13 protein-coding genes are annotated in these 12,968 nt (G+C 68.9%); 11 read left to right on the top strand and 2 right to left on the bottom strand.

From position 1 onward, the window contains the following. Positions 1-25 precede the first annotated feature (25 nt). Together AW273_RS01130 and AW273_RS01125 are read left to right on the top strand one after the other, a co-directional pair. The gene (locus tag AW273_RS01130; protein WP_062344293.1) at positions 26-1,309 is read left to right on the top strand and encodes a sensor histidine kinase; all 1,284 of its coding nucleotides are present in this window, start codon (positions 26-28) and stop codon (positions 1,307-1,309) included. 4 nt (positions 1,310-1,313) lie between these two features. Next, positions 1,314-1,958 carry a response regulator transcription factor gene (locus tag AW273_RS01125; RefSeq protein ID WP_062344291.1) on the top strand — a complete coding sequence of 215 codons (645 nt, stop codon included), beginning with the start codon at positions 1,314-1,316 and terminating at the stop codon, positions 1,956-1,958. A gap of 224 nt (positions 1,959-2,182) precedes the next feature. Here AW273_RS01125 and AW273_RS01120 read toward each other — a convergent pair whose 3' ends face one another. Further along, positions 2,183-3,277, bottom strand: a complete 1,095-nt coding sequence (locus tag AW273_RS01120) for a hypothetical protein (protein WP_062344289.1) — start codon at positions 3,275-3,277, stop codon at positions 2,183-2,185. 141 nt (positions 3,278-3,418) lie between these two features. After that, complete coding sequence (locus AW273_RS01115) at positions 3,419-4,564, bottom strand: hypothetical protein (protein ID WP_157555505.1); 1,146 nt, start codon at positions 4,562-4,564, stop codon at positions 3,419-3,421. Between the two features lie 273 nt (positions 4,565-4,837). Between AW273_RS01115 and rpmE the strand changes: the two genes are divergently transcribed. The 9 genes from rpmE (at position 4,838) to AW273_RS01070 (ending at position 12,926) form a co-directional block, all read left to right on the top strand. After that, positions 4,838-5,056 carry a 50S ribosomal protein L31 gene (rpmE, locus tag AW273_RS01110; protein WP_062344285.1) on the top strand — a complete coding sequence of 73 codons (219 nt, stop codon included), beginning with the start codon at positions 4,838-4,840 and terminating at the stop codon, positions 5,054-5,056. A 110-nt stretch (positions 5,057-5,166) separates the two neighbouring features. Beyond that, complete coding sequence (gene prfA, locus AW273_RS01105) at positions 5,167-6,216, top strand: peptide chain release factor 1 (RefSeq protein WP_030451007.1); 1,050 nt, start codon at positions 5,167-5,169, stop codon at positions 6,214-6,216. A gap of 4 nt (positions 6,217-6,220) precedes the next feature. Further along, entirely contained in the window at positions 6,221-7,075 is an 855-nt protein-coding gene (prmC, locus tag AW273_RS01100; protein ID WP_062344283.1) for a peptide chain release factor N(5)-glutamine methyltransferase, read from the top strand. Between the two features lie 13 nt (positions 7,076-7,088). After that, positions 7,089-7,736, top strand: a complete 648-nt coding sequence (locus tag AW273_RS01095; protein WP_062344280.1) for an L-threonylcarbamoyladenylate synthase — start codon at positions 7,089-7,091, stop codon at positions 7,734-7,736. Between the two features lie 87 nt (positions 7,737-7,823). Beyond that, on the top strand, positions 7,824-10,478 hold the full coding sequence (locus AW273_RS01090; protein WP_062344278.1) for a hypothetical protein: 2,655 nt from the start codon (positions 7,824-7,826) through the stop codon (positions 10,476-10,478). A 9-nt stretch (positions 10,479-10,487) separates the two neighbouring features. Beyond that, the gene (locus AW273_RS01085) at positions 10,488-10,874 is read left to right on the top strand and encodes a hypothetical protein (RefSeq protein WP_062344276.1); all 387 of its coding nucleotides are present in this window, start codon (positions 10,488-10,490) and stop codon (positions 10,872-10,874) included. Positions 10,875-10,956: 82 nt separating this feature from the next. Continuing rightward, positions 10,957-12,120 carry a glycosyltransferase family 4 protein gene (locus AW273_RS01080; protein ID WP_062344274.1) on the top strand — a complete coding sequence of 388 codons (1,164 nt, stop codon included), beginning with the start codon at positions 10,957-10,959 and terminating at the stop codon, positions 12,118-12,120. 119 nt (positions 12,121-12,239) lie between these two features. Continuing rightward, on the top strand, positions 12,240-12,659 hold the full coding sequence (locus AW273_RS01075; RefSeq protein WP_062344273.1) for a Cg1360 family ATP-synthase-associated protein: 420 nt from the start codon (positions 12,240-12,242) through the stop codon (positions 12,657-12,659). Between the two features lie 51 nt (positions 12,660-12,710). Next, positions 12,711-12,926: a hypothetical protein gene (locus AW273_RS01070; RefSeq protein ID WP_051759411.1), complete on the top strand. Its 216-nt coding sequence runs from the start codon at positions 12,711-12,713 to the stop codon at positions 12,924-12,926. Positions 12,927-12,968 lie beyond the last annotated feature (42 nt).

Genomic DNA, 12,968 nt, shown 5'->3' with positions numbered 1-12,968 from the left:
CCTGCCCTTTGGCATCCTCGAACCCATGGAGCGAAGGTTGCGGGACAGGGTCCCCTTCGGCCCGTGGGGGCCTCTGGGCATCGCGGTCGACCCGGTCACGTGGAAGGCGGCGCCCTACTTCATCGTCGCCCCCGCCCTCGGCACCGCCTGTTTCGTCGGCCTGGGGCTGGCGTTGCCGCTCTCGCTGATCCTGGTCCTGATCTGGGTCGGTCTGCCCATGCTGGCGGTGCTGATCCTGCTGTGGCGGGCCGTCGCCTTCGCGGAGCGCCGGTTCGTGCGCTGGACGCTCGGCGTGCACATCCCCGATCCCTACCTGCCCCGCCCCGACGGCGGTCTCTACGCCCACCTCAGGTGGCTCTTCGTCGACCTGGCCACGTGGAAGGACCTCGGTTACGTCCTGCTGCTCTGCCCCCTGGGCCTGCTGGAGTTCTTCGTCGTCTTCGGCCTGTGGTCGCTGGGCCTGGAGCTCCTGGCCCTCCCGTTGCCGATCGTGCTGACCGACCGCACCATGACGGCCTGGTTCGCCGAGGTCTCGACCGTCCCGGAGGCCGTGCTGGTCATGCTGGTCGGCGTGGTCTCCCTGGTCGCGTCCCTGTACGCCCTCAGGGGCGCCGCACTGGCCCACGGCTGGGTGGCGAGGGCGCTCTTGGGCACCGATGACCGCAAGCTGCTCCTGGCCCGCAACGAGGATCTGAGGGCCAGCCGGGCCAGAGGCGTGAACGCCGCCGAGGCCGAACGCCGCCGCATCGAACGCGACCTCCACGACGGCGCGCAGCAGCGCCTCCTGTCGGTCGCCCTCGACCTGGGCCGCGCCCAGGCGAAGTTCGACGACGACCCCCACCAGGCCAAGATCCTGGTCGCGAGCGCCGCGGCGGGCGCGAAGGCGGCGATAGCCGAGCTCAGAGACCTGGCCAGGGGCATCTACCCGGCGATCCTCACCGACAGGGGCCTCGACGCCGCCCTGTCGTCCCTGGCCGCCCGCGCCCCCGTGCGGGTCGAGGTGACCGTCGAGATCACCGACCGTCCCCCGGCGGCCGTCGAGAGCATCGCCTACTTCGTCGTGGCCGAAGCCCTCACCAACATGGCCAGATACTCCGAAGCCACCGAGGCGAGCGTCAAAGTGAGCAGAGCGGCCGACCGGGTCGTCGTCGAGATCGCCGACAACGGCGTCGGGGGAGCCGTGGTCCGCCCGGGTGGAGGCCTCAACGGCCTGGCCGACCGGGCGGCCACCATCGACGGCGTGCTCACCGTCGACAGCCCGCCCGGCGGTCCCACCCTCATCAGGGCCGACTTGCCCTGCGTATGGTGACCGCATGCGTGTGGTGATCGCGGAAGACTCGGTGCTGCTGCGCGAGGGCCTGTCCCGGCTGCTGGCCGACGGCGGGATCGAGACCGTCGCCGCGGTGGGCGACGGCCCCTCGCTGGTGGAGGCGGTCGACGTACACGACCCCGACCTCGCCGTCGTCGACGTGCGCATGCCCCCCTCCCACACCGACGAGGGCCTGCGCGCCGCCCTGGAGATCAGGTCCAGGCGGCCGGGCTTCCCGATCCTGGTGTTGTCGCAGTACGTGGAGGAGCGCTACGCCACCGACCTGCTGGGAGCCGGCGCCCAGGCCGTCGGCTACCTGTTGAAGGAGCGGGTGGCCGAAGTGGCCGAGTTCCTCGACGCGGTCCGGAGGGTCGCCTCCGGCGGCGCGGTGATCGATCCTGACGTGGTCGTGCAACTCCTGGGCCGCCGCCGGCTCCCGCACGAACGCCTGACCGGCCGCGAGACCGAGGTCCTGGCGCTCATGGCCGAAGGCCGCTCGAACAGCGCCATCGCCAGCCGGCTGGTGGTGTCGGAGGGGGCGGTGGAGAAACACATCTCCAGCATCTTCCTGAAGCTCGCCCTCGATCCCGCGCCCGACGACCACCGGCGCGTTCTCGCGGTCCTGGCCTATCTCGGCCACCGGCCCTGAACATCTTCTTCTCCGTTACGGCTCCGCCCACCCCGGCACCGCCCGCCGCCGGTCTTCTCGCCGCATCCGGCGCCGCCCGGTCGCGCGTGGTGCGCCCAGAAACGGCGGACAAGTTTGGCGCGAAGCGGCAATAGGGACAGGCGTGAACGTGAGGGGAGGCACTGGAAAGGGGCGCCCCTTCCGGGACGCCCCTTTCGTGGAAGCCTTGGTTCAGCCGGAGAACGTCAGCGGACGTCGACCAGCTTGTACGGCGACAGCGACGAGTTGGTCGCGCTGGTGCTGGTCGCCTGGAGACGCCAGTAGCCGTCGTACTTGGGCTTGACGGTCTTGCTGTACTTGCCCGTCGAGTTGGCGCCCACGTAGCCGACGAACTTCCAGGTCTTGGTGCCCTTCTTCTTGAAGTAGAGCTTGAGGATCTTCTTGGACCACGCGCCCCACTTGCTGGTGCCGCGGTAGACCTTGCCGTAGATCTTGACCGTCTTGCCCTTCTTCACCTTCGCGGGCGAGACGGCGATCGTGATCTTCGACTTGGCCTTGGCCGCCGCCGAGGCGCCCTTGACCGAGAAGCCCTTGACGAAGCTGTAGGTCTTCGAGCCACGCGTGACGGTGACCTTGAGCTGCCAGGATCCCGCCGGGGACTGGTAGTCGAAGGAGGCCGAACCGTGGTAGCTGTCGTCGGCCTCAAGGCCGGTGGGCAGCGTGTAGTAGTCGCCCGAGGAGTGCTCGTAGCGGACGTTGGTGACCTTCTCGTCGCCGTACTTCTCGAGCTTGAAGTTGGTGAAGACGTCGACTTCTTCGTTCTTCTTCAGCACGACCGGGTCGGGGTCGACGTTCGCCGAGGTCACCCGGGTCGCCGTGGCGATGGTGATCTCGTTCCAGGCCAGATAGCTCGGCGCGGTGGTGACGCCGTTCTCGGTGTAGGCCAGGCGGTACTTCCACTTGCCCGGCTTGTCGGTCGACGAGACCGGGATGGAGGCGGCGACCTCAAGGCTGGTGGCCGGAGCGGGCGTCGCGCTGACGACGGGGATGTCGGCGGCGGTGCCGGCGTGGGCGCTGGCGTCGGTCTCGTCAGTCCTGAGGAACTGAACGTGTACCTTGCCCGGCTTGTCGGCGCCCTTCGCGTAGGGGTTGTTCACCTTCACCTTGAAGGGGATCTTGTCGCTACCCGACGGCGGGATGAACAGGTCGGTGAGACCGATGCCGGCCGCGTCGACCGATCCGTCAGCGGCGAAGGCGGGTGAGGCGGCGACGATCCCGCCGGTGGCGAAGAGCACCGCCCCCGTGGCGGCCGCAACCATGAGCCGCAGGCTCTTGCGCATGTAAGGCCCCTTACATGAGTGAGTATTGGGAGAAAATAGAGCTTGTGAGAATAACGTGACATGGGCCCACGTGTGCACACGTGGGCCCATTCGTGGCCTATACGGCTTGCGCCAGGGGTTGATGGCGCGAGCCGTACAGGATCAGCGAACGTCTACGAGCTTGTACGGCGAGTACGACGACTTCGTGGCCGAAGTCGAGGTCGCCGCCATCCGGTACCAGCCGTCGTACTTCGGCTTGACCGTCTTGCTGTACTTGCCGGAGTTGTTGGCACCGACGTAGCCGACGAACTTCCAGCTCTTGGTGCCCTTCTTCTTGAAGTACAGCTTGAGGATCTTCTTCTTCCACGGGCCCCACGACTTAACGCCGCGGTAGACCTTGCCGTAGACCTTGATGTACTTGCCCTTCTTCACCTTCGTCGGCGAGATGGACATCGTGATCTTCGACTTGGCCTTCGACGCCGGGGCGGAGGTCTTGCTGACCTTGAAGCCCTTGGTGAAGGCGTAGGTCTTCGTGCCGCGCGTGATCGTGAACTTGATCTGCCAGTCACCGGCCGGAGCGTCGGTGCCCATGGTCACGAAGTTGTAGTAGCTCTTGTCGTCACCCTCGAGCGAGGTGCCGAGCGAGTAGTACTCGCCGCTCGACGGGTGCAGCGCGCGGACCTGCTTGAGCGTCTCGCCGCCGAACTTCTCGATCGTCGCGCTGAAGCCGACGTCGGTCGCGCCCTTGAGCACGACGGGGTTCGGGTCGATGCCGACGTTGGAGACCCGCGTGGCCGCCGTGACCGCGAAGGTCTTCACGTCCTGCCAGGTGTCCGGCGCGGCCGTCGCGGTGGGCGACGGAGTCCCGGCGGCCGGAAGGAGTTCCGGCGAGATCTGCAGCCTCCACCGGTCCCCCGGCTTGTCGTTGTTCTGGACGGTGAAGCTGCCGGTGATCCTCTTCGCGCCGCTACCGGGGTCGGTGGTCACCTTCGCCAACTGCGTGACCGTGGCGGCGCGCCAGTTCACCGTCACGCCGTTGCCGGGGTTGTAGTCCGGGGTGACGCGGGCCCAGATCTTGTACTTGGGGTACCAGGAGTTGTCGGGGGCTTTCCCGTGATAGGCGTCTGCCAGATCGAACGAGAACGACATGGTGTCCTGGGAGACCGGCGGGATGAACGTGTCGTTGACGACACTGTTCGTCACCCCGACGGGCTCGGCTGAAGCGGGGGAGGCGGCGATGGCCACACCGCTGGCGAAGAGTGCCACCCCGCTGGCGCCTGCAATGAGCAGTCGCAGGCCTTTCCTCATCGAATCCCCTAACTAAGGTAATTTTGAGGGAAAAGCTCGGGTTTGAGCAGGGCGAGCCTAGTGGGGCCCCTGTGACCAGTCCACACGCGCGGTGACCTTCTCACGGACTTCCCAGGCATCGTTCAGCGACGGCCCCGGGAATGCGTGATGGCCTGGGAGGGTTCTCCGATCTGGCACACTGGTAGCCGAACCGTTGCGGTTCCGGTTCCCGCCCCCCTGGTCTCCAGGTTGACAGAGGCGATCCGGCGACCGCGCCCCGGAGAGGAAACAGGTATGAAGCCCGACATCCACCCCACCTACGTCGTCACCAATGTGACGTGTTCGTGCGGTAACACGTTCACCACGCGCAGCACCGCCAAGAACGGCGCGATCCACGCCGACGTCTGCTCGGCGTGCCACCCCTTCTACACGGGCAAGCAGAAGATCCTCGACACGGGCGGCCGCGTGGCGCGCTTCGAGGCCCGGTTCGGCAAGAAGGCCGCGGGCAAGTAGCTCCTTCCCAGACGCCGGCTCGGAACCGTCCTCCTCGCAGGGGGCGCGCCCGGGTCGGCGTTCGTGGTGAATAGGGCCTACTCGATTCGACCAGCAGGAGGGGACGCGCGGTGAACCTCGACGAGCTCATCAGCGAATACGCAGATCTCGAACTGAAGCTCGCTGACCCGGCCGTGCACGCCGACCAGGCGAAGGCCAGGCAGTTCGGGAAGCGTTACGCCCAGCTCACGCCGATCGTCGGCACCTACCGCGAGCTCGGCCAGGTGCGCGACGACATCAAGGCGGCCCGCGAACTCGCCGGCGAAGACCCCTCGTTCGCCGAGGAGGCGGCCGAGCTGGAGGCCCGCGTCCCCGCGCTGGAGGAGCGGCTGCGCCACCTGCTGGTGCCCCGCGACCCCAACGACGACAAAGACATCATCATGGAGATCAAGGCCGGCGAAGGCGGCCAGGAGTCCATGTTGTTCGCCGGCGACCTGCTCCGCATGTACCTGCGCTACGCGGAACGCGTCGGCTACAAGACCGAGATCATCGACGCGCAACACTCCGACCTGGGCGGCTACAAAGACGTCACGGTCGCCATCAAGGGCCGCGAAGGCGCCTGGGGGCGGCTCAAGTTCGAGGGCGGCGTCCACCGGGTGCAGCGGGTGCCGGCGACCGAGTCGCAGGGGCGCATCCACACCTCGGCCGCCGGGGTGCTCGTCTACCCCGAGGCCGAAGAGGTCGACGTACAGATCGACCCCAACGACCTGCGGATCGACGTCTACCGCTCCAGCGGTCCCGGTGGCCAGAGCGTCAACACGACCGACTCGGCGGTGCGCATCACCCACATCCCGACGGGCGTCGTGGTGTCGTGCCAGAACGAGAAGAGCCAGCTCCAGAACAAGGAGTCGGCGATGCGCATCCTCAGGGCCCGGCTGCAGGCCATCGCCGAGGAAGAGGCCAACGCCGCCGCGATGGCCGAGCGCAAGTCGCAGGTCCGCACGGTGGACCGGTCCGAGCGGGTGCGCACCTACAACTACCCGGAGAACCGCATCTCCGACCACCGGGTCGGGTTCAAGGCCTACAACCTCGACCAGGTGCTCGACGGCGACCTCGACGCGGTGATCCAGGCCCTGCTCGACGCCGAGCTCGCGGAGAAGCTCGCCGCCGCCGCCACCTGAGCCCATGACCTTCCTCCTGGACGAGATAGCGCTGGCCACCGCCCGGCTCGCCGAGGCAGGTGTCCCGTCGCCGCGCGCCGACGCCGAGGAGATCGCCGCGTTCGTCCACGGCGTGACCCGCGGCACCCTCCACACGGTGAAGGACTCCGAGTTCGACGCCCTCTTCTGGGAGGGCGTCTCCAGGAGGGAGTCGCGCGAGCCGCTGCAGCACATCACCGGCCGCGCCTTCTTCCGCTACCTGTCACTTGAGGTCGGCCCCGGGGTGTTCATCCCCCGGCCGGAGACCGAGGTCGTGGTCGGCTGGGCCATCGACCGCCTCAACGAGATGGACGTCGCCTCGCCGATCGTGGTCGACCTCGGCACCGGATCTGGCGCGATCGCGTTGTCGATCGCCCAGGAGGTCGCGCTCGCGCAGGTGCACGCCGTGGAGATCGACCCGGCGGCCTACCGCTGGGCCAAGCGCAACATCCTCGAACACGGCCAGGGCCGGACCACCCTCCACCCGGAGGACCTGACCGACTGCCTGCCCGAGCTCGAAGGCCAGGTCGACCTGGTCATCAGCAACCCGCCCTACATCCCGCCGGGGGCGGTGCCCCGCGACCCCGAGGTGCGCGACTACGATCCTCGCCGTGCCCTCTACGGCTCGGGCGACGACGGCCTGGGAGAGGTCCGGGCGGTCGAAGCCACGGCCCGGCGCCTCCTGCGGCCCGGCGGCCTGGTCGCGGTGGAGCACGCCGACGAGCAGGGCAACGCGGTCTACTGGCTGTTCCCTGAGAGCAACGGCTGGCGCGACGCCCGCCTGCGTCAGGATCTGACCGGCCGCGACCGCTTCGTGACGGCCAAGTTCGGCCTGGAGTGACAAGGGAGATCACATGACCCGCCGATACCTCTGTTCCAACCCCGGCGAGCGCGAGTCGGGCCTCATCGACGCCGCGTCGGTCATCAGAGCCGGCGACCTGATCGTCCTCCCGACCGACACCGTCTACGGCATCGGCGCCGACGCCTTCACCCCCTCGGCCGTCCGGGCCCTGCTGACGGCGAAGGGCCGCGGCCCCGACATGCCGGTTCCCGTCCTCGTCGGCACCGTCCGGGCCGCCGGGGCGCTCGTCGAGTCGCTCGGCACCCACGGCCAGGACCTCATCGACGCCTTCTGGCCGGGCCCGCTGACCCTCGTCTTCAAGGCCAACCGCTCGCTCAAGTGGGACCTCGGCGAGACCAAGGGCACCGTGGCCCTCCGCATGCCGCTCCACCAGGTGGCCCTCGACCTGCTCAAGGAGACCGGCCCGATGGCCGTCTCCAGCGCCAACCGCTCGGGCAACCCGCCGGCCACCACGGCGGCCGAGGCGGAGGAGCAGCTCGGACAGTCGGTGGCCGTCTACCTCGACGCCGGGCCGTGCAACGACAACACCCCGTCGACCATCCTCGACCTGACCACCTCGGTGCCCCGGGTGCTGCGCAAGGGCGGCGTTCCGGTCGACAAGCTCCGGGGTGTCGTGGGCTACCTCGCGACCGAGGAGTAGATCCATACCGTCTGGCTATCGCACCGGGTCACCGGGGGCGTGGCGGCCTAGCGTGAGTCGAGGTTTTCGACCCCGGGAGGCTGGCGCATGCCCAAGATCGATGGGATGGACCCCAAACTGGTCCGCGATCTCCTGGCCGAGCTGCGACGCGCGGCCAAGGAGATGGAGACCATCGAGGCCAAGGCGACCACCACGGTCCGCAACGCGGGCGTGCCCGCCGCGGTGACCTACCGCCCGTCGGCGGTGGCCGACGCCATCGCCGAAATGGACAAGGACGTCACCGCCCGCCTGGCCCTCCTGGAGAAGCGGGAACGCGAACCGGGCACCCGGCCCAACCCGACGACGTCCGGCGACGCCAACCCCGTCCCCAAGCCGGCCACGGGCGACTCCGAACCGCCGAAGAAGCCGGCGGGGGAGACCGAACCGCCCAAGCAGCCGTCCGGCGACGCAGAACCGCCGAAGAAGCCGACGGGCGAGACGGAACCCCCGAAGAAGGGCGACACCGAGACCACGCCCCCGAAGAAGGGCGACACGGAGACCGCACCTCCGAAGAAGGGCGACACCGAGACGGCCGCTCCCGGCAGGAGTGACGACGGTAACCCGCCGCCCAAGAAGAGCGAGGGCGAGACCCCGCCTCCGAAGGGCGAGACGCCTCCTCCGAAGGAGGAGCCGATCGACACGCCGAAGAAAGACCATCCCGACGACATCGACCAGACGCAGGGCCGGGTCGTGCTCAACGTCGACGGGACGAAGGTGGTCTCCTACCCGCTCAACCAGGACCTCGAAGTGGTCCGCCCGATCGACGACGCCGCCCAACCCGCCGGTACGCAGCCCTCCGGCGGCCCTCAGCCCGACGGCAGGCCGGGCTACGTCGAACCGCTGGAGCCCACGGTCAAACACCCCGTCCCCCAGCCCGGCCTCGACCCGGGCGACCCCATGGGCCCCTATGTGGGCACGGCGGCCGACAACGTGACCGAAGACCCCTTCCTCAAGAACAACCCCACCGCCGCCCAGCCCGCCCCCCAGCAGGGCCTGGCCCCCGGTGACCCGATGGGCGCGTATGTGGGCACGGCGGCCGACAACGTGACCGAAGACCCTTATCTCAAGGGCAACCCCGTGACGCCGCCCGCGCCGCAGCCGGGTCTGGCCCCGGGTGACCCGATGGGCGCGTATGTGGGCACGGCCGCCGACAACGTGACCGAAGACCCCTTCCTCAAGGGCAACCCCGTTACCCAGCCGCCGCCCCAGCCGGGACTGGCACCGGGTGATCCCAACGGCGCGTATGTGGGCACCGCCGCCGACAACGTCACGGAAGACCCGTTCCTGTCCTCCGCCCCCCAATTGCCGGCCGACACGACGCTGGTGAGCGGTGACGCCGTCGACCCGAAGGCCCTGGCCGCCGCCCAGCCCGGCGACGTGCTGTCCGCCCCGGCCAACCCGATCTCCGACCAGGCGCTCGGCACGCTCATCGGCAACGACTCGCAGATCGGCCCGCAGGGCATGCCTTCGGTCACCGACGGAAGCGGGTCGGCGTCGGGCGCGGGTGGCAACCCGTCCGCGGCGAACGACGGCGGCTCCCAGCAGACGCCTCCCGGGGGCGACTCCGGCAATTCGCACAGCGGTGCCGTGTCCGGCCCGCAGGGCGGGAACGACGGCGGCTCCCAGCAGACCGGCGACACGCCCGCCGATGGCGATGCGTCCGGCCCGCAGGGCGGAAAGGACGGTCAGTGCGGTCCGCAGGGCGGTAACAATCCGGCGGCGAATGGTTCGACCACTGGGCAGGCAGGATTCACGACCGGTCCGACCATGGCCCACTACGGCCCGGCGGGCCTGTCGGCCGACGGCCACTACGGCGCGGCGGGCCAGACCGGGCCCGCTGATCAACCCTCCACGGGTCACGCTGGATCCGCAGGCCAGCCCGGTTCCACAGGGCACACCGGCTCCGCAGGCCAGACCGGCCCCGCCGACCAGCCCGGCTCCACCGGTCATGCCGGGTCCGCAGGCCCGGCCGCACCCACCGGTCAGCCCGAGATCGACCCCAAGAAGCTCGCCGCCGAGCAGCCCGGTGACGTCCTGTCCGCCCCCGCCAACCCGATCTCCGACCAAGCCCTCGGCGCGCTGCTGAACATCGACTCCCAGATCGGGCCGCAGGAGATGCCGTCCGTGACCGGTGACGGCGCGGTCGGCGGGCCCGGTCACGGCCCTGCTGGAAATGGTTCAGACCATTCCGCGTCAGGCCCGGCCGCCGCCCAGACCACGTCGGCGAGCCACGCCGGTGGCGACGTCGACCCGAGGAGGCCGGCCGCCGAACAGCCCGGCGACGTCCTGTGGGCTCCGGCCGAACCCGTCTCCGACCAGGCACTTCGCGCTTTGCTCGGGTTCGACGACCAGATCGGCGCCCAGGACACCCCGTCCATGGGTTCCGGTTCGGAGGGCGGTCCCGCGGGAGGCGGGGCCGGTGACGGCGCCGGTCCGGCGCAGGGGACCTCGGGGAATGGTCCAGACCAATCCGATCCCCGGCGGCTGGCCGCCGAGCAGCCCGGCGATGTCCTCTCCGCCCCGGCGAAACCGGTCTCCGACGCGGCGATCGTCGCGCTGATGGACATCCACGCACAGATCGAGCCGGTCGACATGCCGAGTGTCTCCGTGCCGGCGGGGGAGTGGGGCACGGGCGAATGGGTGCCCGAGGACATCGAGCCCGACGGCCCCGCCGGTTCCGTCGCCCCCGGTCAGCCCGCGTAAGGAGATCCGATGAGTTATCTCGACCCGCCCGCGCCCCGGCCGCTGCAGCCGGGGGAGACCCCGCCCGCCGCGAACGGGACCGACCTGCTGGTTCCGGGCGGCCAGGCGACGACCTGGGTGTTCAACCCCGAATACCAGCGCCTGGTCGATCTGTGGTTCCAGGTCATGCCGCTGATGGAGAAGATCTCGACGTTGCTCGACCGGCCCTACACGCTGGCGCGCAGCGCCGACACCTGGGACGCCCCCGTCGCCAAACGGTACGTCGAGCAGATCTCCGAATGGCGCACCCGCCTCGGGCTCTACCGGCAGGCCGTGCTCACCTCGATCAGCGACGAGGCCGCCGACACCCCCCGGTGGGTGCCGAGCAAGGCCGGCGCGCCGCACGCCTACTCGTAAAGCTGCGCTAGCGTCGTCGCAAAGAGATGGTGTGAATATTTCGCCCGTCTCAACTGGTCCGTTGATCCGGGAAACTGGTGCCGTGCGCGAATACTTCTTCGTGGGCCTTGTCACTGCCGTTGTCACCTACCTGCTGGTGCCTCCGGTCCGGGCCTTCGCGCTGCGCATCGGCGCCGCTCCCGAGGTCAGGGAGCGCGATGTGCACAAGGTGCCGACGCCCCGGCTTGGCGGCCTGGCCATGTTCGGCGGCATGGCCGCCGGGCTGCTGGCCGCCTCCCACCTGCCGTGGGTGGGCAGTGCCCTCTATCTCGAACAGTCGGGTCAGACCACGCCCGCGCTGCTCGCCGCCGGTGGGCTGATCGTGGTGACCGGCTTCCTCGACGACTGGCTGGGCATGGACGCCCTGGTCAAGCTGGGCGGGCAGGTCGCCGCCGGCGGCCTGCTGGTCTACTACGGGGTGTCGCTGCGGTCGCTGCCGCTGCCCGAGAGCATGGGCGGCAACGTCTTCCTCGACTCGAACCTGCAGGCCGTGATGACGATCCTGGTCGTGGTGGTCGCCATCAACGCGGTCAACTTCGTCGACGGGCTCGACGGCCTGGCGGCCGGCATCGTCGGCATCGCCGCCATGGCCACATTGGTCTACTCCATGGTGTTGTCGCAGGACCAGCAGCAGACCCGCATCAACCTGACGGCCGTGGTCGCCGCCCTGCTCGTCGGCATGTGCCTGGGGTTCCTGCCCCACAACTTCAATCCGGCCAAGATCTTCATGGGCGACACCGGCTCGATGCTGATCGGGCTGGTCCTGGCCACCTCGCTGGTGACCATCACCTCGTCGGTGCCGACGACCGCGCTCGACGTCAACCGGTTCGCGCTGGTGCTGCCGCTGCTGCCGCTCGCGGTGGTCGTGTTGCCGCTGACCGACCTGATCATGGCGGTGATCCGGCGTACGAGCGAAGGTCTGTCGCCGTTCGCGCCCGACCGGGGGCACCTGCACCACCGGCTGCTCGACATCGGCCACTCCCACCGGCGGAGCGTCCTGATCATGTACGCGTGGACGTTCATCTTCGCGTTCACGATCGTGGGCCTGTCGCTCGAAGGGGTGCCGCTGATCCTGTTCCCGCTGATCAGCGTCGTCGCCATCGCGGTTCTGCTGGTGCTCTCGCGGCCGAAGGGGCGCAAGGGGGCACATGCCGCCGACCGGCCGGACAACCCGCCGGCGAACCATCCCCGAGCGACAATCGGATGAATTCGCCGCGAAAAGCCAGGTAAAGCCCGTGACGCGGAGCTTGTGATAGCTTTCACTAACAGCAACCCATAGCCTGGGCGAAGCAAACGCTCGGTTGACAACATGTTCTGGAGTCGTCCATGCAGGCCAACGACGTGCGTGTTCTCAAGGGCGCCGCCGTGCCAACGGTGGCGGTCGGGGTGATCGCGGCCATCGTGTCGGCGATCTTCGCCGGATTCACGGGCGCGCTCGGCGCCGTCATCGCGCTGGGCCTGGTGGCCGTCTTCTTCACGGTCGGGCTCATCGTGGTCACCTGGGCGGGCCGGATCTCGCCGATGGCCATGTTCGCTTCGGCCGTTTTGAGCTATCTCGTCAAGGTGATCGCTATCATGATCACACTCAGGGCATTCGAGACGACCACCGTCTTCGACCCCAAGGCATTCGCTTGGAGTGTGATCGTCCTCACCGTGGTGTGGACGTTCGGCGAGATGCGCGGCTTCATGAAGCTGAAGCTCCTGTACGTCGAACCAGACTCCAAAGTTCCCGGTCAGGGCAACTGATGGGGTCCGATATGACTAGTCCTTGCGGTCCCTGCTATCGTCGTGCCCGCGATGAGCGAGAAGCAGCGCAGGCCCGAGGACGACGGCCGCGACTTCGCCGACGCCGCCTGGTCAGTACCCAGCTATCTGCTGTCGGGAATGCTGCTTTGGGGTGGCCTCGGCTGGTTGCTGAGCCATTGGACGGGCGTGCACGCGTTCATCCCCATAGGTGTGGTTATCGGGGTAGGGCTGGCCTGCTGGCTCGTCTACCTCAAGCACGGCCGCTGAACGCGCCCGCACAAGCTCTGATTCTTCCAATGATGGTCCACG

The sequence above is a fragment of the Herbidospora yilanensis genome (assembly GCF_001570565.1).
In the GTDB taxonomy this organism is placed as follows: Bacteria; Actinomycetota; Actinomycetes; order Streptosporangiales; family Streptosporangiaceae; genus Herbidospora; species Herbidospora yilanensis.
This window is presented reverse-complemented; position numbering and strand designations above follow the sequence as displayed.

What these genes read in the sequence shown, in the direction of transcription:
- AW273_RS01115 (WP_157555505.1), bottom strand. Translation starts at nt 4,564, where the DNA reads ATGAGGAAAGGCCTGCGACTGCTCATTGCAGGCGCCAGCGGGGTGGCA.
- AW273_RS01085 (WP_062344276.1), top strand. Translation starts at nt 10,488, where the DNA reads ATGAGTTATCTCGACCCGCCCGCGCCCCGGCCGCTGCAGCCGGGGGAG.
- AW273_RS01095 (WP_062344280.1), top strand. Translation starts at nt 7,089, where the DNA reads ATGACCCGCCGATACCTCTGTTCCAACCCCGGCGAGCGCGAGTCGGGC.
- AW273_RS01130 (WP_062344293.1), top strand. Translation starts at nt 26, where the DNA reads ATGGAGCGAAGGTTGCGGGACAGGGTCCCCTTCGGCCCGTGGGGGCCT.
- AW273_RS01120 (WP_062344289.1), bottom strand. Translation starts at nt 3,277, where the DNA reads ATGCGCAAGAGCCTGCGGCTCATGGTTGCGGCCGCCACGGGGGCGGTG.
- AW273_RS01125 (WP_062344291.1), top strand. Translation starts at nt 1,314, where the DNA reads ATGCGTGTGGTGATCGCGGAAGACTCGGTGCTGCTGCGCGAGGGCCTG.
- AW273_RS01075 (WP_062344273.1), top strand. Translation starts at nt 12,240, where the DNA reads ATGCAGGCCAACGACGTGCGTGTTCTCAAGGGCGCCGCCGTGCCAACG.
- rpmE (WP_062344285.1), top strand. Translation starts at nt 4,838, where the DNA reads ATGAAGCCCGACATCCACCCCACCTACGTCGTCACCAATGTGACGTGT.
- AW273_RS01070 (WP_051759411.1), top strand. Translation starts at nt 12,711, where the DNA reads ATGAGCGAGAAGCAGCGCAGGCCCGAGGACGACGGCCGCGACTTCGCC.
- AW273_RS01090 (WP_062344278.1), top strand. Translation starts at nt 7,824, where the DNA reads ATGCCCAAGATCGATGGGATGGACCCCAAACTGGTCCGCGATCTCCTG.
- prmC (WP_062344283.1), top strand. Translation starts at nt 6,221, where the DNA reads ATGACCTTCCTCCTGGACGAGATAGCGCTGGCCACCGCCCGGCTCGCC.